Origin of the sequence: Streptomyces sp. SID10853 (assembly GCF_010548145.1) — a bacterium.
Taxonomy (GTDB): Bacteria; Actinomycetota; Actinomycetes; order Streptomycetales; family Streptomycetaceae; genus Streptomyces.
In genome coordinates this window covers 1-17380 of sequence record NZ_JAAGLN010000151.1, presented here as the reverse complement: position 1 = coordinate 17380, position 17380 = coordinate 1, and the positions used below count along the sequence as shown (strand labels likewise).

The 17380-nt window shown below is 70.8% G+C and carries 18 protein-coding genes; 8 read left to right on the top strand and 10 right to left on the bottom strand.

Annotated features, from left to right (window positions below):
- Positions 1-43 precede the first annotated feature (43 nt).
- The 6 genes from G3I19_RS24545 to G3I19_RS24520 form a co-directional block, all read right to left on the bottom strand.
- Positions 44-976 carry a 3-hydroxy-3-methylglutaryl-CoA lyase gene (locus tag G3I19_RS24545; RefSeq protein ID WP_164265871.1) on the bottom strand — a complete coding sequence of 311 codons (933 nt, stop codon included), beginning with the start codon at positions 974-976 and terminating at the stop codon, positions 44-46.
- 281 nt (positions 977-1257) lie between these two features.
- A complete protein-coding gene (locus G3I19_RS24540) occupies positions 1258-2160 on the bottom strand; it encodes a LysR family transcriptional regulator (protein ID WP_164265870.1) in 903 nt (300 codons plus the stop codon).
- 157 nt (positions 2161-2317) lie between these two features.
- Positions 2318-3607: a multidrug effflux MFS transporter gene (locus tag G3I19_RS24535; RefSeq protein WP_164265869.1), complete on the bottom strand. Its 1290-nt coding sequence runs from the start codon at positions 3605-3607 to the stop codon at positions 2318-2320.
- A gap of 43 nt (positions 3608-3650) precedes the next feature.
- Positions 3651-3869, bottom strand: a complete 219-nt coding sequence (locus G3I19_RS24530; protein WP_164265868.1) for an FAD-binding protein — start codon at positions 3867-3869, stop codon at positions 3651-3653.
- A 274-nt stretch (positions 3870-4143) separates the two neighbouring features.
- Positions 4144-4347, bottom strand: a complete 204-nt coding sequence (locus G3I19_RS24525) for a 4-oxalocrotonate tautomerase family protein (RefSeq protein WP_164265867.1) — start codon at positions 4345-4347, stop codon at positions 4144-4146.
- 186 nt (positions 4348-4533) lie between these two features.
- Positions 4534-4908: an MFS transporter gene (locus tag G3I19_RS24520; RefSeq protein WP_164265866.1), complete on the bottom strand. Its 375-nt coding sequence runs from the start codon at positions 4906-4908 to the stop codon at positions 4534-4536.
- A gap of 705 nt (positions 4909-5613) precedes the next feature.
- Here G3I19_RS24520 and G3I19_RS24515 point away from each other — a divergent pair.
- Entirely contained in the window at positions 5614-7425 is a 1812-nt protein-coding gene (locus tag G3I19_RS24515; RefSeq protein ID WP_164265865.1) for a gamma-glutamyltransferase, read from the top strand.
- A 41-nt stretch (positions 7426-7466) separates the two neighbouring features.
- Positions 7467-8294 carry an inositol monophosphatase family protein gene (locus G3I19_RS24510; protein WP_164265864.1) on the top strand — a complete coding sequence of 276 codons (828 nt, stop codon included), beginning with the start codon at positions 7467-7469 and terminating at the stop codon, positions 8292-8294.
- Between the two features lie 24 nt (positions 8295-8318).
- Here the strand turns inward: G3I19_RS24510 and G3I19_RS24505 are convergent, their stop codons facing one another.
- From G3I19_RS24505 to G3I19_RS24495, 3 genes are read right to left on the bottom strand one after another with little or no spacing between them, the layout of a single operon-like run.
- Positions 8319-8927: an isochorismatase family protein gene (locus G3I19_RS24505; RefSeq protein ID WP_164265863.1), complete on the bottom strand. Its 609-nt coding sequence runs from the start codon at positions 8925-8927 to the stop codon at positions 8319-8321.
- Positions 8911-9432 (bottom strand): flavin reductase family protein, encoded by a 522-nt coding sequence (locus G3I19_RS24500; protein WP_164265862.1) that lies wholly within the window; start codon positions 9430-9432, stop codon positions 8911-8913. The genes G3I19_RS24505 and G3I19_RS24500 overlap by 17 nt, the downstream gene beginning before the upstream one ends.
- Positions 9429-9914, bottom strand: a complete 486-nt coding sequence (locus tag G3I19_RS24495; protein WP_164265861.1) for an ester cyclase — start codon at positions 9912-9914, stop codon at positions 9429-9431. Before G3I19_RS24495 ends, G3I19_RS24500 begins: the two co-directional genes overlap by 4 nt.
- Before the next feature lie 305 nt (positions 9915-10219).
- On the opposite strand from G3I19_RS24495, the gene G3I19_RS24490 reads away from it, so the two are divergent.
- From G3I19_RS24490 to G3I19_RS24470, 5 genes are read left to right on the top strand one after another with little or no spacing between them, the layout of a single operon-like run.
- Entirely contained in the window at positions 10220-11383 is a 1164-nt protein-coding gene (locus G3I19_RS24490; protein ID WP_164265860.1) for an LLM class flavin-dependent oxidoreductase, read from the top strand.
- Positions 11380-12012, top strand: coding sequence for an amino acid synthesis family protein (locus G3I19_RS24485; RefSeq protein ID WP_164265859.1), 633 nt, complete (start codon positions 11380-11382; stop codon positions 12010-12012). The genes G3I19_RS24490 and G3I19_RS24485 overlap by 4 nt, the downstream gene beginning before the upstream one ends.
- Complete coding sequence (locus tag G3I19_RS24480) at positions 12009-12560, top strand: amino acid synthesis family protein (RefSeq protein ID WP_164265858.1); 552 nt, start codon at positions 12009-12011, stop codon at positions 12558-12560. Before G3I19_RS24485 ends, G3I19_RS24480 begins: the two co-directional genes overlap by 4 nt.
- On the top strand, positions 12557-13336 hold the full coding sequence (locus G3I19_RS24475) for an alpha/beta fold hydrolase (protein WP_343235194.1): 780 nt from the start codon (positions 12557-12559) through the stop codon (positions 13334-13336). Before G3I19_RS24480 ends, G3I19_RS24475 begins: the two co-directional genes overlap by 4 nt.
- A complete protein-coding gene (locus G3I19_RS24470; protein WP_164265857.1) occupies positions 13308-14813 on the top strand; it encodes an aldehyde dehydrogenase in 1506 nt (501 codons plus the stop codon). Before G3I19_RS24475 ends, G3I19_RS24470 begins: the two co-directional genes overlap by 29 nt.
- A gap of 132 nt (positions 14814-14945) precedes the next feature.
- On the opposite strand, the gene G3I19_RS24465 is transcribed toward G3I19_RS24470, so the two are convergent.
- The gene (locus tag G3I19_RS24465) at positions 14946-15650 is read right to left on the bottom strand and encodes a GntR family transcriptional regulator (RefSeq protein WP_164265856.1); all 705 of its coding nucleotides are present in this window, start codon (positions 15648-15650) and stop codon (positions 14946-14948) included.
- Between the two features lie 277 nt (positions 15651-15927).
- Between G3I19_RS24465 and G3I19_RS24460 the strand changes: the two genes are divergently transcribed.
- Positions 15928-17380, top strand: a 1453-nt coding sequence (locus G3I19_RS24460; protein WP_164265855.1) for a cytosine permease, incomplete at its 3' end; no start/stop codon positions are given.

Genomic DNA, 17380 nt, shown 5'->3' with positions numbered 1-17380 from the left:
GGCGCGCTGGTGCGCGCCGGCTCCGGGTGCGGGGGACGCGAGGTCACCTGGCGCCCGCCGCGGTGAGCTCGCGGGCCGCCGAGAAGGCGTCGGCGATCCGGTCCAGGGGCAGCTTGGCGCGCTCCTCGACGGACAGGTCGAAGTGGCCGAGGACCAGGTCGGGCAGCGGGAGCGACGGCGCGGCCTCCGCGATCTCGGACTCCATGCGGTGTGCGAGGCTGAGGATGCGGCCGAGGTCGTACGTGGCGGTGCCGGTGCGCCGTCCGAGGTAGGCGAGCCACTGCTCGGTCACCAGGTTGCCCGGACCCTTGCCCATGCCGAGGACGGAGGAGTCGATCCAGGTGGCTCCCGCGTCGACGGCCGCGATGGCGTTGGCCAGCGCGAGGCCGAGGTTGTTGTGGGCGTGCAGACCGATGGCCGCGTCGGTCACCGACCGCACCAGGGTTACCAGTTGAGACACCTCGCCCGGGTGCATGCTGCCGTTGGAGTCGGCCAGGTAGACCACGTCCGCGCCGGCGTCGCCGGACATGGCGGCGAGGTCGACGAGGCGGCGTCTGGCGAGCTGGCTCACCCGGGTGATGTTGACCGTGGTGGTGAAGCCGAGCTCGGCGGCCCGGGAGAGCAGTTCGAGCCCGGGCTCGGGCGTCGCGGAGGGAAGGCAGAACCGCAGGAGGCGGGCGCCGGCCTCGTACATGCTGCCGAGGTCGTCCTCGGTGATGTTCTTCGGGTGCAGGATCATGCAGAGGCGCTCGGGCGGGACGACCTCGGCGACCGCCCGTATGTACTCGTCCGCCCCCATGCCGGTGCGGCCGAGGCCGGGCTTGGTCTTGAACGACCCGTTGCGGTACCCGATCTCGACCCACTCCATGCCGGCCGCGACGCTCTCCCGGGCGTGGTGGAGCGCGTAGTCCAGCGGGAAGTCGAAGTTGTTGCGGTAGCCTCCGTCGCGCAGCGTTACATCAAGATTGACGATCATTACCCCTCCAGGTATGAGTTGGCGGGGCGACAGGTGGCATGTGAATCCGTCGTGACACGACGAATTGATGGAGAGTTAACTCGCGGTTTTTTTGGCGGGACTTCCACCAGGACATATCAAAAATCACCCCGTTTACGAACTTGGCGATTCCACAGCCGGACGCCCATCAGCCGGAAAGAACATCGGCGGGACACCAGGCTGGAAGCTCGTTGCTCAGAACGTATCGCACCGCCGCCATCAAAACCTAATGGGAAGGTAAAGAATTCGCCAAGCAAAATGGCTCAGTACCCGCCCGCAACCTTTCGTCGAACCTGCCTACTCGCAGCCGTCAACAACTCGAGACGTGCGGGGTCGGCGTTTTCCTGCAGGGCGAGAAACATACGGATAGTGACCGGCTCCCCGTTAAGGGGAAGCAGCGCGATGCGGCGCGAGGACACCGTGTTGGTCGCAGTCGGGTACACCAGGGTCCAGCCGGAGCCGCCCGCGCCGATGTCGGCCAGGGTGTCCTGGAGCCGCGTCGAGGGCGGCCCGAGGAGCGGCTCGAAACCGGCCGCGCGGCACGCCGCGACGACCGTGTCGAACAGCACCGGATTCTCCTCGCGGCCGGCGATGCGCAACGGCAGTTCGGCCAGATCGGCCAGATCCAGGCGCTCACGTTCGGCCAACGGGTGCGCGGCGGGCAGCGCGACCACGAGCGGGTCGTACCAGAGCGTGAGAAGCAGCAGGCCAGGAGCGCGCTCGATGCCCCGGATGAAGGCGGCGTCCAGGCGCCCCGCGCGCACCTCCTCCAGGCGCGTACGGGCGTCCAGGGTCTGGAACTCGAAGCGGGTGTCGGCCCCGTGGCGCGGCAGCGCGTCCAGGAAGTCGTCCAGGCGCTGGCCGAGGGCGGAGCTGATCCCGAGGCGGAAGGTGGCCGCGCTCTGGGCCGCGAGCTGCTGCGCCATGGAGGCGAAGGAGTCCAGCGCCTTCAGCAGTTCGCGGCCCTCCGGCAGCAGGGCCCGGCCGACCGGTGTGAGGGTCACGGTGCGGCTGGAACGGTCGAAGAGCTGGGTGCCCAGCTCCCGTTCCAGTCGGCGCACTTGCTGGCTCACGGCCGGCTGGCCTATGTGCAGGCGTTCGGCCGCGCGGCCGAAATGCAGCTCTTCGGCCACCGCCACGAAGTACTGAATCTGGCGTAATTCCACAGGATCCCCCTATCGCTGGGGCGACCCCTTCATTGAAAGTACAACCTTCGGTGTCCGAGGGATCGCCACGACGGAGGAATCCTCGCACACCGACGAGCGGCACCTGCCACCGGGAGGGCCGCTCCGTCGGTAATGGAGTTTTGTTTACCTCGGGAATTTATTTACTCTGGGCGGTAGCTTTCTGGAAATCCGCTGCGCGGCCGTTGGTAATGCGAATTTCCCTGTCCAGTGCCTGCGCACGGGCGGTCTGCCGGGCGGCCAGCGAAAGGAAGAGGGCGAAGGCGGCGATTCCCGCCGAGGCGGCCCCGAGGACGAACCAGCCGAGCGCGAAGAGGTCGCCCGCGGGCAGCCGGCTCGAAAGGAAGATACCGAGCGAGGCGGCGAGCAGCTGGAGCGCGCCCATCAGACCGGACGCCGCACCGGCCGTCGCGCGGAAGGTCGTCACGCCCGCGCTCATCGACAGCGGGAGCAGGAAGCCGTTACCGAAGGTCATCACCGGCATGAAGACGAGGACCAGGAGTCCCCACCGCCCGCCGACCCCGCTCAGGCCGAGGCCGACCATCATCAGCGCGCCGAGCAGGAAGAACCCGTGGCCCATCCAGAGCAGCTGGTTGACGGGCCGCTTGCGCAGCAGGGTGCGCGAGGTGAGGCTGCCCGCCACATAGGCGATCGAGACGGTGATGTAGCAGTAGCTGGTGGTCTCGGTGGCCAGGCCCATCTTCTCGAAGACCAGCGGGGACGCGGCCAGGTAGCCGAAGTAACCGCCGTACGCCACCGCCAGGTTGAGGGTGTAGGCCCAGAACAGCGGGCGGGTCAGCAGCTTCGGGTAGTTGCGCAGCGTGGCGCCCAGGTGCTTGCTGCGGCGCTCGGGCGGCAGGCTCTCGGGGATGGAGGTGACCATCACCACCAGCGTCGCGAGCCCGATCAGGGCGGTCACCACGAAGGGCGCGCGCCAGGAGACGTACGTTGTCAGATAGCCGCCGACCAGCGGCGCGATGGACGGTGAGACGCCCACGATCGGCATGACCGTGGCGAACATCCGGGCCGCGTCCTTCTCGTCGTACAGGTCGCTGATCACGGCCCGGCCAAGCACCATGCCCGAGCCGGCGCCGAGGGCCTGCAGGAGGCGGGCGGCGCCGAACACCTCGACGGTGGGCGCCGCCGCGCAGATCAGGGAGGCCACCACGAACAGGCCGAGCCCGGAGACGATGACGTGCTTGCGCCCGTACGCGTCCGAGATCGGCCCGTAGATCGCCTGCGAGACCGCGATGCCGATCATGAAGGCGCTGAACGTCCACTGCACGGACGCGACCGGGGTGTTGAAGGCGTGCGCGGTGGCCGGCACGCCCGGCAGGTTGATGTCGGAGGCGAACAGGCCACCGGCGTTCAGCGAGCACAGGACGGCGAGCAACAGCGCGTAGGGAGTGCGTGTTGATGCGGTCTTCATGGCAACTGGCAACTTCCTCGGTGTGGGGAGGGGGCGGGGGTTTTCAGCCGGCCGACGCCGTCACCTGGGCGATCTCCGCCCCGGCGAACCGACCGAACGTGAGCGCGCGCAGCACCGGGGTCGCCCCCGGGCAGCGGCTGTAGGAGAGACCGGCGGTCTCGCCGACGGCGTACAGGCCGTCGACGGGCGTGCCCGCCGGTGTCAGCACCCGCGAACGGGCGTCGGTCCGCAGACCGCCGTCGCGAGGCCGCCCGCACCGCACCCCACGACCAGCAGATCCAGGGGACCTGCGGTGCCGGCTGACGGGACGGCGGTGTCAAGCGCGTCGCTCACGACGGCTCATCTCCTGTTCGGGGTGGGCTCAAGGGGCGGCCTGGGCGACCGGGTTCGGGTGCGGGGCACCTCCAAGCCCGGCCCGGGCGGCCGGGTGGGGAGACGAAGGGGGGCCGTTTCCGGGCCGGAACGGGGGAATCTCGGTCCGGAAACGGCGGCTGCGAAGCCCTCGCGTCAGGCCGGCGGCCCGGCGGGGCCGCGGGTCACTTGGCCGCTGCGGCGGCGCGGGCCGCGAGGGTGTCGCCGGCGATCGACCAGCTGTCGGTTGCGATCTCCTGCACGGTCACCCAGACGCTCTCCGGCTTACTGCCGGTGGCCTTCACGTACGCGTCGGTCAGCTCGCGGACCAGCTCGGCCTTCTGCTCGGCGGTCTTGCCGGGGGTCTGCTGCACGTGGATGAGAGGCATGTGTTCTCCGCTGGATCGAGGTGGAACGGCTGACGCGCGGTCCCTCTGGCCGGGGAACCGCCGCGGATCCAGTCCAACACCGGGCCGTGAGCCGTCCAAGACGCAATCCGATCTGACACCGATCACGAATCGTGATGCGTGGGAGATGGCCGGCCGCGAACGGCGCTGTCTGTTCATGACACGGCGTCAGGTCTTGTGCATGGCGATGAGCGCCGCGAGGCCCATCGAGGCCAGGCACACCGCGACCACGCCCGTCCACCCCGCGCCGTGGCAGGCGGAGGCGGCCAGGGTGCCGCTGACGCTGTTGGCGGTGTAGTAGATCGTCAGGTAGACGGCTGAGGCCTGGGCGCGGCCGGTGGCCGCGGCGCTGCTCACCGAGCTGGAGGCGATCACATGGCCGGTGAAGAACCCCGCCGTGATCAGGACCAGACCCGCGACGATCGCCGCGAAGCTGTCGGCCACGGTCACCAGGACGCCCGCCGAGGCCACCACGATGCCCCCGTACAGGGCGGTGCGCCGCCCGAAGCGCTGGTCGAGCCGGCCGACGCGCGCCGAGGTCACCGTGCCGACCGGAGCCGCACCAGGAGCGGGTCTCCTCGGCAAAGATTTCCTGCAACGCGGGCATCGCGGTGATCGTTTCGTCCTCGCGCACGTGGCACGGCATTCCGGTGCCACACTTCGGGCAAGTGGTGTTAGCCCTGGGCCCCGAGTGCTGTGCGACGGTGCGTGTCGATCGACTAGTGCACGACTAGTGCACGACGTCTGCTAGCGGTCGCCTCGGGTGACACGCCTCGGGCCCCGCGGTTGTACGTGCTTCCCCTCGTCGTTGGTGATGCCGAGCCGCTGTCGGGTACGTGATGGGGCGGGCAACATGGCCGACGATCGCCGGTTACCCAGAACTGCGATTCTCCGGACCACTGGAGGAGTCCGGTCTCCGTGCGATTTGCATGTGATGACCAGACGGCTGCGTTCATCCCCGCGCCTCACCCCAAGGAGCCTTCCCATGACCGCAGTTATCAATGAAACGCGATCGCCGCCAACACGCCCTCGCCAAGTGGTTGGGGCATTCATCGCCGACCATCACGCTCGATCACTACGCGCCCTTCCTGCCGGAGGCGGGGAAGAAGGGGCGCAGGGCGATCGATAGCCTGCTGGGGGAGCGGGTGGAGGAGAGTGCCGATCCACACTCCCCAGATTCTCTCCAGGCCCGATCCTGAGTTCCGATTCGACCGTCTGACGCGCGTAAACAGTGAGGTGAGAGCCCCTATGTTCACCACCCGCCCCACCCTGCAGGGCACCTTCGGCATGGTGTCGTCCACCCACTGGCTCGCCTCGCAGTCCGCGATGGCCGTTCTGGAGGACGGCGGAAACGCCTATGACGCCGCCGTCGCCGCGGGCTTCGTCCTCCATGTCGTCGAGCCGCACCTCAACGGACCGGCCGGTGAGGTGCCCGCGATCATCGCCCCGGCCGGCGGCGAGGTGCGGGTGCTCTGCGGACAGGGCCCCGCCCCCGCCGGCGCGAGCGTCGCCCACTACCGCTCGCTCGGCCTCGACCTGGTCCCCGGCACCGGGCCGCTGGCCGCCGCGGTGCCCGGCGCCTTCGACGCCTGGATGCTGCTGCTCCGCGACCACGGCACCAAGTCCGTAGCCGACGTCCTGAAGTACGCCATCGGTTACGCCGAGGACGGCCACGCGCCCGTCGAGCGTGTCGGCCGGACCGTGGAGACCGTACGGGAACTCTTCGAGACGGAGTGGAGCTCGTCCGCCGATGTGTACCTCCCCGGTGGCAGGGCACCGGCGCCCGGCGAGCTGTTCCGCAACCCCGCGCTCGCCGCGACCTGGCGCCGGCTGATCACCGAGGCCACCGCAGGACGGACGGACCGCGCTGCCCAGATCGACGCCGCCCGAGCCGTCTGGCGCGAGGGCTTCGTCGCCGAAGCGCTGGTGCGCCAGTCGCAGGTCCCCACCAGGGACACCAGCGGCGACCGCCACACCGGCACCCTCACCGCGGCCGACCTGGCCGGCTGGTCGGCCTCCTACGAGGCACCCGCCACGTACGACTGGAACGGCTGGACCCTCTGCAAGGCGGGCGGCTGGAGCCAGGGCCCGGCCTTCCTCCAGCAGCTCGCACTGCTCCCCGGCGACCCCGGCGAACTGCCCCCGTACGGCTCGGCCGACTACGTCCACCTGCTCATAGAGGGCTGCAAGCTGGCGATGGCCGACCGGGAGGCCTGGTACGGCGACGCCGGTGACGTACCGCTCGGCGCGCTCCTCTCCGGCCCGTACAACGCGCAGCGCCGCGCCCTGATCACCGGCGCCGCCTCGCACGAGCTGCGCCCCGGCAGCCCGGAGGGCCGCGCGCCCCGGCTCAGCCGGCAGGCCACCGCGGTGGCCGCGGGCGAGCCGGGCTTCGACGCCATGGGGATCCCCGCGCCCGGCTCCGGCGAGCCGACCGTCGCCAAGGACGGCGCGACCCGCGGCGACACGTGCCACCTCGACATCGTCGACCGCTGGGGCAACATGATCTCGGCCACCCCGAGCGGCGGCTGGCTCCAGTCCAACCCGGTGGTGCCCGAGCTGGGCTTCCCGCTCGGCACCCGGCTCCAGATGGCCTGGCTGGACGAGGGGCTGCCGAACTCACTGACCCCGGGCCGCCGTCCGCGCACCACCCTCACCCCCTCGCTCGCCCTGCGCGACGGTGTACCGGTGCTCGCCTTCGGGACGCCGGGCGGCGACCAGCAGGACCAGTGGCAGGTGCACTTCTTCCTCGCGGTCGCGCTGACCGCACCGGTCCGCGGCGGTCTGGACCTCCAGGGCGCGATCGACGCCCCGAACTGGCACAACGACTCCTTCCCCAGCTCCTTCCACCCGCGCGGCATGCGGCCCGGCAGCGTCACGGTCGAGTCGCGGATCGGGGAGGAGACCGTCGCCGAGCTGCGCCGCCGCGGGCACGATGTGACCGTCGGCGGCGCCTGGTCGGAGGGCAGGCTGTGCGCGGTCGCCCGCGACCCGCTGACCGGGGTGCTGAGCGCGGCGGCGAACCCGCGCGGCATGCAGGGTTACGCAGTCGGCCGCTGAACCGGTACGGCGCCTTCACCGGGGTGTGCTGTGATGGGGCCATGACCGAACAGCTTCTGACCAGGGATTTGACCGAGGTCGACGCGGTGGTCCGCGAGGCGGCCGCCGCCGAGATCCTGCCGCGCTTCCGGCAGCTCGCCGCGCACGAGATCGCCGAGAAGAGCGGTCCGCACGACCTGGTGACGGTGGCCGACCGCGGCGCCGAGGAACACCTCACGGCGGCCCTCACCGCACTGCTGCCGGGCTCGGTGGTGGTCGGTGAGGAGGCCGTCGCGGCCGACCCGTCCTCGTACGCGGCCCTACGGGGCGACGCGCCCGTCTGGATCGTCGACCCGGTCGACGGCACCCGCCAGTTCGTACGCGGCGAACCTGGATTCTGCACCCTGGTGGCGCTCGCCCACCGCGGCGAGCTGCTCGCCTCCTGGACATACGCCGCGGCGCTGGACGAGATGGCCGTCGCCGTACGGGGCGGTGGCGCCCGCCTCAACGGCAAGCCGCTCCAGGCCGGTTCACCCGCGCCCGGCGCGGAAATCCGGGTGGCCACCTCGCACCCGGACTTCACCACACCCGAGCAGAAGAGCTCGCTGCTCGCTCTGCGTACCGAAGGAGTCCGCACCAGGCCGTGCGGTTCGGCGGGCCTGGAGTATCTGGCGATCGCCCGGGGGACCCTCGACGCGGTGGCGTTCAACTGGGAGCTGGCCTGGGACCACGCGGCCGGACTGCTGCTGGTCGAGGAGGCGGGCGGCGCCCATCTGACGCTCACGGGCGAGCCGTTCCGTGTGACCGGCGGCAACGCGCTGCCCTTCACCGCCGCCCGTGACGCGGCGACCGCCCGCCGGGTGCGGCAGCTGCTGGCGGCGGGGGCCTGAGGCGCGGGACTCACCGCCGCCCTGTCACCGCCCGGCCCCCGGCAGGGAGCGCGCTTCGCACACCTCGACCATGGGCGAGAGCAGGCCGAGCAGACGCAGGGTGTCGCCGTGGCTGCGGTCGTCGACGCCCGCACAGGCGTCGGACACGACCGTGACCGCCCGCCCCGCGTCCGCCGCGGCCAGAGCTGTCGCCAGCACACAGCAGTCGGTGGCGACACCGCACAGCACCAGCGGGGCGCCGGCGGTGAGCGCCGCCAGTTCCCCGCCCCACTTGCCGAATGTGGGCAGCGAGACCACCGGGGTACCGTCGGGGAGCGGCCGGGTGAGTTCCCACAGCGGCGAGTCCGGTGGGCGGCGCATCGTGCTCCAGCGGTCGTAATAGCGGGCCCACTGGTCCGGTTCGGCCGGGTCGGGCACGAAGCGGGTGTGCACGGTGCGGCTCGCGTACCGCTCGCCCAGCGCCCCGATGACCGGCTCGATCTCCGCGTAGCGCGGCACCCGCCAGGCACTGTCAGGATCGGCGAACGCCCGCTGCATGTCGATGACGACGAGCCAGGGCCCGGGCGCGCGGTCGCCGGGGCGGGCCGCGGCCCGCCCCCCGGCCTGTTCCGCCGGCTCAGAGAGCGGCGGCATCGAGCTGCCCGCCGTCGTAGAAGCCGCCCGCGCTGTAGATCAGCGGCGCCCGCTCGGAGTGGGCGGCCTGGGTGACCCGTCCGATGAAGATGGTGTGCGTGCTGGTCTGCAGGCGCTCCTGGATCCGCGCCTCCAGCACGGCCGCGCTGCTGTCGATCAGCGGCGAGCCGTGGGCGCCCGCTGTCCAGCGCAGCTCCGCGAACTTGTCGTCGCTCTTGCCCGCGAAGACCGTCGCGACGGGCAGCTGGTCGGAGGCGAGGATGCTGATGCCCATGTGGTCCGCGCGGAAGAGCGGTTCATAGGTCGACGAGGTCCGCTGGACGCAGACCATGACCAGGGGCGGGTCCAGCGAGATGCTGGAGAAGGCGTTGACGGCGAGACCGCGCGGCCGTTCCCCGTCCATCGTGGTCACGATGGTGACCCCGGTGATGAACTTGCGGTGCAGTCCCTTGACATCGGACTCGGCCACTTCCGCCGCCGGCCGGTTCTCCGCGGTCGTGCTCATGACGCCACCGCCGATCGTGCGTGGCCGCCCTGGGCCCCGGCCCCGGCGGGCGTCTCCGCCCGCGCGCTGTCGAGCGGGATGATCCCCAGCGCGGTCAACAGCTGGCGGGGATCCCAGGTGACCCACTCCTCGGCGACCATGCCGTCCTCGATACGGGAGAACGTGGCGCCGGAGACCGTGACGGCCCGGCCGGTCGGCGGTACGTCCATCAGCCGCCCGGTGTGTGTACCCCTGCTGACCCAGCGGGTCGCCACCCGGTCCCCCTCGACCACACAGTCCTCGATCTCGGTGACCAGATCGGGGAAGCCCGCACGGCATGCGGTGATATTGGCCTTCAGGTCCGCCGCGCCCTGCGCGGTGCGGCCGTGCCGCCGGTAGTCCGCCGCCAGGACGGTGTCGAGCGCGTCGACCTCGCCACGCTGCCAGGCCGCACCCCATGCCGCGGAGATGCGTTCCCTGATGTCGGTGCTTCCGGTACTCATACGTCGTCCACCGTGCCCTTTCCTGCGGGGGAGCGGGACCCGCGGATCGCCCGCCGGTTCGCTCCGCCGTGCACTGCTCTTGTGTGGCAGGACGCTATGAACGCTCCTCTTGCATGTCAAGGGATGGCCTCTTTCTCGCTGGTTCCATGGCTCCAACTCCCTTGTTTCGTATGGATATAGCGGCTATTTCCCACTGAATGGGACCGTTCTGAAAAACGCCATTCCGAGTCTTGACGGCTGAAAGAAGCGGCACCTACGGTCTGTTGTATGCCAGCAGCTGCTGGTCGGCACAGAGAGGCAGGTCCATGCGTTTCTCGATCTTTCACGCGCTCGGCGCTCCTGGTCAGCTCGGTGAGTACCACCGTCTGATGCGGGAGGCACGCGAGTTCGCCGTCGCCGCGGAGGACGCGGGCTTCTGGTCGGTCTGGTACACCGAGCACCACTTCGGCCACGAGGGCCAGGAGCTCACGCCCAACCCCGTCCTGATGGGCACCGACATCGCCGCGCGCACCGAGCGCATCCGCATCGGCCAGGCCGCCAACATCGTCACCTTCTGGCATCCGCTGCGCCTCGCCGAGGACCTGGCGCTGCTCGACCAGCTGTCCGGCGGACGGGTCGAGGTCGGTGTGGGCCGCGGTCTCTACGGGCGCGAGGCGATGAACCTCAACCCGCAGGCGGACCCGCGCGACCAGGAGCAGAACCGCGCCCTGTTCGAGGAGACCCTGGAGATCCTTAAGAAGGCGTGGTCCGGGGAGTTCTTCGAACACCACGGCCGCTTCTACGACTTCCCCGCCCCGGGCCTGAAGTGGAGCCACCCCCTCTCCCCGGCCACCGATGACTTCACCACGGACGGCGAGATCACCAAGCTGGCCGTCACGCCCGCCCCGTACCAGCGCCCGCACCCGCCGATGTGGCAGGTCGTCGACTCGCCCCGGTCCATCGAGTCCTGCGCGAGGAACGGGATCCAGGGCATCCTCTGGCTGCCGCCGGTCTCCGCGCTCAAGGGGCGCTTCGATCTCTACCGGCGGGCCGCCACCGAGGCGACCGGCCGTGAGCACGCCCTCGGCGAGGGGCTCGCCCTGGTGCGCGACGTCTATGTCGCCGACACGATGGAGCAGGCCAGGGAGGAGTTCCAGGAGGCGCTCCTGCAGACCTACCGCTGGGTCACGCACTGGCGCGGTCTGTCCAATCTGATGGAGGAGGGCGAGGAGCTGACCGACGCCCACGAGCTGAGCTTCGACTTCCTCCAGGACCGCAATCTGCTGGTCGGCACCCCCGACTACGTGGCCGGGAAGATCAGCGAACTCCAGGACGAGATCAACCTGGAGCATCTGATGCTGTGGACGACCCACCCCGGACTGCCGCACAAGCACGCCATGCGCAGCCTGGAGCTCTTCTCCGAACAGGTGATGCCCCGCTTCACCCCGGACGCGAACACCGCCGGGACGAGCGGCGCGGGCCGCTCGTGACCGTCATCCGGCGCATCGTCACCTCCTGCGAGGACTTCATCAGCGAACTGGGCGAGCCGGTCGTCACGACCGTCCGGCGCGGCGCCGTCGCTGTGGTGGTGCGCAACCCCTGGGCCGGGCGCGGCATCGTGGCCGACCTGCCGGCCGAGGCCCAGGAACTGGCGCCCCTGGTGGCCAGGGAGATCACCAGCCGGCTGACCGCCATGCTCGGCGGCGCGGACGCCATCGAGTCCTTCGGCAAGGCGGCCGTCGTCGGCCTGGACGGCGAGAGCGAGCACGGCGGCGCCCTCATCCACACCCCGTACTTCGGCAATGTCGTACGCGAGATCCTCGAAGGCACCTCGATCATCGCCTTCAGCGAGGAGCAGGCCCCCGCCGGCACCACGGTCACCGTGCCCATATGGCACAAGACGGCCGCGGCCACCCGCTCGCACTACGCCGCCACCCGGATCAGGGTCCCGGACGGCCCGCGCCCCGACGAGCTGGTGATCGTCGCGGCCGCCGCCACCGGTCCGCGCCCCAACGCCCGGATCGGGGACCGGCGCACCGACCCCGTGGTGACCCTGGAGACCCTGGCGACCGCATCCCCGGCAACCCCCGCCCAGGCAACCCCCGAGAGGACCTCATGAACATCCGTAAGATCGTCACCCTCGTGGACGAGATCCACACCGAGGGCGGCGTCCCCGTCGAACCGGCCGCCCGTACCGCTGTGGTGGCGGCCGTCATCGACAACCCCTGGGCGGGCCAGGGCTTCGTCCAGGACCTCGGCCCCGGCATCGAGGCGACCGCGTCCGAACTGGGCGCACTGCTTGCGCCGTTGGTCGTCAAGGCGCTCGGGGAGACGGTCGAGGCGTACGGCAAGGCGGCCATCGTCGGTCTGGACGGCGAGACCGAGCACGGCTCGGCGCTGATCCACACCCTGAAATTCGGCAACCACTTCCGGGACGCGACCGCCGCCACCACCCTGCTGCCCGCGGTGGAGAAGCGCGCCGGGGCCGGCACGGTCTTCGACATCCCGCTCAAGCACATCACCGATGCCACCATCCGCTCGCACCACCAGACCGTGGAGGTCCGCGTCCCCGACGCTCCGCGCGCCGGTGAGATCGTCGTCGCGCTGGCCGCCGCGGCCCAGGGCCGCCCGCAGGCCCGCCTCGCACCGCTGGCGACCGAGCAGTGATCGGCTACGAGGACCACGGCAGCGGCACGGACCTGGTGCTGCTGCACGGGGTCGGCCTCGACCGGCACATGTGGGACCGGTGTGTGCCGGCGCTCGCGGCACACCACCGTACGCGGACCGTCGATCTGCGCGGCCATGCCGGTTCACCGCCGGCCGCGCCCGGTGTCACCCTCGACGACCTCGCCACCGACGTCCTGGACACCCTCGAAGGCCCCGCCCATCTCGTCGGCTTCTCGCTGGGCGCCCTGGTGGCGACCCGGGCCGCGCTGCTGCGGCCGGCCGCCGTCGCGTCCCTGACCCTGGTCAGCTCGGTGGCCCGGCGTACCCCCGAGGAGAGCCGGGACGTGGCCGGCCGCCTCGACCGGGCCAGGGAGGACTTCCCCGGCTCGGTGGACGCGGCGATCGACCGCTGGTTCACCCGGGAGTGGCAGACGGCAGAACCGGACCTGGTCGAAGAGGTGAGGGCGACCCTGCTGGGCCAGAACCACGCCTCGTACCTGGCCTGTTACGACGTGTTCACCCGGGCCGACGCCGAACTGTGGCCCCAGCTGCCCGCACTCACCGTGCCGACCCTCGCCGTCACGGGCGGGGCCGACCCCGGCTCGACCGAGGCGATGACCCGGGCACTGGCCGCGGCCATCCCCGGCGCACGGGCCGCGGTCATCCCGGGCGCCCGGCATCTGCTCGCGCTGGAAGCAGCCGGGCAGCTCACCGACGAGATCATCCGACACACCACGGAGGTGGACCGTGACCGCACCGCGACTCCCGCGTCATGACCACTACATCGACGGCGCCTGGGTGCGGCCCGCGAGCGGCGCCTATCTGCCCAGCGTCAACCCGACGACCGCCGAACCCTGGTACGAGACGGCACGCGGTGACGCCACCGACGCCGACCGTGCCGTACGGGCCGCGCGCGCCGCGTTCGACGACCCGTCCTGGCGCGATCTGACCGCGACCAGGCGCGGCGCGCTGCTGCGCGGGCTCGCCGAACTCATCGGCGAGCACGGCGAGGAACTCGCCCGTACCGAGACGCTGGACAACGGCAAACTGCTCAGCGAGATGCGTGCCCAGCTGGCCAGCCTCCCGGAGTACGTGCACTACTACGCGGGCCTGGCCGACAAGGTGCACGGCAGCACCATCCCGGCCTCCCGCAAGGAGATACTCAACTACACGGTGCGCGAGCCGCTCGGTGTGGTCGTGGCCATCACCCCGTGGAACTCCCCGCTGCTGCTGACCATCACCAAGCTGGCCCCCGCGCTGGCCGCCGGCAACACCGTCGTCGTCAAACCGTCCGAGCACACGTCGGCCTCGCTGCTCCAGCTGGCCCCGCTCCTGGAGAAGGCCGGCTTCCCGCCCGGCGTCGTCAACGTCGTCACCGGTTACGGCGACGAGGTCGGCACACCGCTGGTGGAACACCCGCTGGTCGCCAAGGTGACGTTCACCGGCAGCACCCGCACCGGGTCGCGGATCGCGGCGAGCTGCGGCTCCCGCTTCGTCCGCACCACGCTGGAGCTGGGCGGCAAGTCACCCAACATCGTCTTCGGCGACGCGGATGTGGCCAACGCGTCCGTCGGCATCGTGGCCGGGGTGTTCGCCGCCGCCGGGCAGACCTGTGTGGCGGGCAGCCGGGTGTACGCCCAGCGGGACGTCTACGACGAGGTGGTGGAGCGGGTGGCGGCGCGCGCCGACGCGATCCGGCTCGGCGACCCGCTGCACCCGGAGACCCAGCTCGGGCCGCTGGCGATCGAGAGCCAGCGCGACAAGGTGGAGGAGTACGTCGCCGCCGGCCGGGCCGAGGGCGCGGTGACCGTCGCGGGCGGCAGCAGGCCCGAACCCGGAGCGGTGGGCGGCCTCGGCGGGTTCTTCTACCGCCCCACCGCCTTCGTCGAGGCCGACAACAGCATGCGGCTCTGCCGGGAGGAGATCTTCGGCCCGGTCGTGGCGATCATGCCCTTCGGGACCGAGGAGGAGCTGGTGGGGCTCGCCAACGACACCGAGTACGGGCTGGCCGCGGGGCTGTGGACCCGCGACCTGGCCCGTGCGCACCGCGTCGCGTCCCGGCTGGACGCCGGGACGGTCTGGGTGAACACCTACCGCTCGATGTCCCCGATGTCGCCGCGCTCCGGCTTCAAGTCCAGCGGTATGGGCGTGGAGCACGGCACCGAGGTGATGGGCGAGTACACCCGGCTCAAGAGCGTCTGGATCAACACCGATGAGGGACCGGCCGACGACCCGTTCGTCCTGAAGTCCTGAAGCCCTGGCCCCTGGTGTCCGGAAGCCCTGGAGCCCTGGAGCCCTGAAGGCTGATGTCCTGGACTTCTGGAGGGCGAGGTGCCGGGCGGGGGAGTGGCGCGCGGACGGTCGGGCCGCCCGCGCGCCGGTTCCTCAGCCGGGCCGGCCGTTCGCGTCTTCCGGACTTGCCGGGCCGTCCTGGCCTTCCGCGCCGGGAGCGGACCGGTCGAGACCGTCCATCAGCGCCCGGTGGCTGGCCCGTACGTGCTCGCGCATCACCCGCTCCGCCCCGTCCCCGTCCTTGGCCCGGATCAGTTCCAGGACATGGTGGTGTTCGGAGTCGGACCGGGTGGGGCGGCCGGGCTGGGCCAGCGAGGTGTGCACCAGGCGCGGGTAGGCCAGCTGGTTCATGAGTGTGCGGTAGTGGTCGGCGAGCTTGGCGTTGTCGGCGCCGCGCATCACCAAGTCGTGGAACTCGTGGACCAGTTCGGCGTAACCCTCCTGGTCGCCGCTGCGCACCGCGGCATCGGCCGTGGACAGGTTGGCCTCCAGCGCGTCCAGTTCGGGCACCCGGCCGCGCTGGGCGAGCAGCCGGGCGGCGGCGCCTTCGAGCAGTTCCTTCATCTGGAACAGTTCGGTGATCTCCCGCCGCGACGGGGCCGCGACGAATGTCCCCACCCGGGGCCTGATGTCGACGAGCCCCTCGGTCTGCAGCTGCTTCAGGGCCTCGCGGACCGGAGTGCGGCTGACGCCGAACGCCTCCGCGAGCACGATCTCCGACAGGCTGGTCCCGGGGGCGAGTTCGCCGGAGATGATGCGGCCGCGCAGCTCGACGATCACCCGGCTCTGGATGCTCATACCGCTCAGCCGTTGCTTGCGGACGGCGGGGTTGCGGTCCGCAGGGAGGGCACCCTCGCTAGAAGAAGTATCTTGCATGGCACGAACCTAGGGCGCGCTCCCGCGCAGCGTCAAGACACTGTCGCACCGCGTTGCGCCCCGTATGCCGCTCCGCCCCTCTGCTCAAGGCTGTTGGGCGGATGCGACCGGCCCTTGCCCGAACCCTTGACAAGCACACATGGCACTTTCACTCTGACCACTGGCATACAACATGGCAGCAGTCTGTAGGAGGCATGGCATGGACAGTGACAAGCCCGCGCAGCAACCGCCCGACCTGGGGTACCGCGACAGCATCGCGAAGGTGGAGCCGTACGGCGTGGACCACATCCCCGAAGTGGAACGCCACGGAAAGGCCGGCTCCCAGTTCTCCATCTGGTTCGCCGCAGGACTCAACTTCCCGATCATGCTGCTCGGTTTCAGCGCCGCCGCACTGGGCCTGTCCATGACGGCCGCGGTCACCGCCATCCTCGCCGGAGCCCTGGTCGGCTCGGCCACGATGGGGATCATGTCCCGGATGGGGGTGCGCCTGGGCGTGCCCCAGCAGATGCAGGCCCGCGGCCCGCTCGGCTTCGTGGGCAATCTGCTGCCCGTCGCGTACATCAACGTGTTCGCGGGCGTCGGCTGGGCCGCCGTCACGGTCATCCTCGGCGGCAAGGCGCTCGGGGTCCTGCTGGGGACACCGTTCTGGCTCTCGGCCGCGGTGCTGACCGCACTCCAGCTGACCGTCGCCGTCTTCGGCTACAACATGATCCACTACCTGCAGCGGATCCTCTCCGTCGTCCTGTTCGTGCTCTTCACCCTGGTGACGGTCGTCGCGCTGTACCGGGGCGGCCACTTCCTGGAGGCCAACCCCGGCGCTTCCGGATACATCGGCGCATCCGGCGGCTGGATCACGCTCGGCGGCTGGTTCCTGGCGTTCCTGATCGCCTGGCTGCCGTTCGCGTCCGACTACTCGCGCTATCTGCCGGACAGCAGGAAGGTCAGCACATCGGCCGGTCTGCTCACCGCGCTCGGCAACTTCGTCACGCTGTCGTGGCTCGGCATCACCGGTGTCGTCCTGGCCGGTGCGGCGACCACCACCGAAGACCCGATCCTGGCGCTCAAGGAGCTCACCGGGCCGTGGTCGGTCCCGGCGATGCTGGCGATCCTGCTCTCCTCCTTCTCGCAGAACTTCCTCAACGTCTACGGCGGCGCGATCTCCCTGCAGACGCTGGGGCTGCCCCTCAAGCGCTGGCAGAGCGTGACCCTCATCTGCGTCGCGGCCTTCGGCGTCAGCCTGTGGGGGGTCGGCGGGATCTACACGTCCTTCGAGGTCTTCCTCAACCTCACCGCCTACTTCATCGCGCCCTATGTGGCCGTCATCCTGCTCGACTACTTCGTCGGCCCGCGCCGCGACAAGACGCGTATCCCCGAGCTGTACGAGAAGCGCCGCATCCTGGAGTGGGGCTTCGTGGCCTGGCTGGCCGGGGTCATCTGTTCGGTGCCCTTCTGGCAGTCGGACCTCTACACGGGCCCGGTCGCCTCGGCCCATCCCGAGTGGGGCGAGCTGACGTACTACGTGGGGTTCGCCGTGGCCGCGGTGCTCTATCTGCTGACCTACCGGCTGCCGCCGCTGTGGCACCGCAGGCCGGCGGTGCCGGACGCGGCGGGGGAGCCGGCGGCGCCCGCGCAGCCGGGGACCCGGCCGGAGG

Coding starts and splice junctions, on each gene's coding strand:
- G3I19_RS24545 (WP_164265871.1), bottom strand. CDS start 976: ATGATCGTCAATCTTGATGTAACGCTGCGCGACGGAGGCTACCGCAAC.
- G3I19_RS24535 (WP_164265869.1), bottom strand. CDS start 3,607: ATGAAGACCGCATCAACACGCACTCCCTACGCGCTGTTGCTCGCCGTC.
- G3I19_RS24525 (WP_164265867.1), bottom strand. CDS start 4,347: ATGCCTCTCATCCACGTGCAGCAGACCCCCGGCAAGACCGCCGAGCAG.
- G3I19_RS24480 (WP_164265858.1), top strand. CDS start 12,009: ATGAACATCCGTAAGATCGTCACCCTCGTGGACGAGATCCACACCGAG.
- G3I19_RS24510 (WP_164265864.1), top strand. CDS start 7,467: ATGACCGAACAGCTTCTGACCAGGGATTTGACCGAGGTCGACGCGGTG.
- G3I19_RS24465 (WP_164265856.1), bottom strand. CDS start 15,650: ATGAGCATCCAGAGCCGGGTGATCGTCGAGCTGCGCGGCCGCATCATC.
- G3I19_RS24500 (WP_164265862.1), bottom strand. CDS start 9,432: ATGAGCACGACCGCGGAGAACCGGCCGGCGGCGGAAGTGGCCGAGTCC.
- G3I19_RS24495 (WP_164265861.1), bottom strand. CDS start 9,914: ATGAGTACCGGAAGCACCGACATCAGGGAACGCATCTCCGCGGCATGG.
- G3I19_RS24505 (WP_164265863.1), bottom strand. CDS start 8,927: ATGCCGCCGCTCTCTGAGCCGGCGGAACAGGCCGGGGGGCGGGCCGCG.
- G3I19_RS24515 (WP_164265865.1), top strand. CDS start 5,614: ATGTTCACCACCCGCCCCACCCTGCAGGGCACCTTCGGCATGGTGTCG.
- G3I19_RS24490 (WP_164265860.1), top strand. CDS start 10,220: ATGCGTTTCTCGATCTTTCACGCGCTCGGCGCTCCTGGTCAGCTCGGT.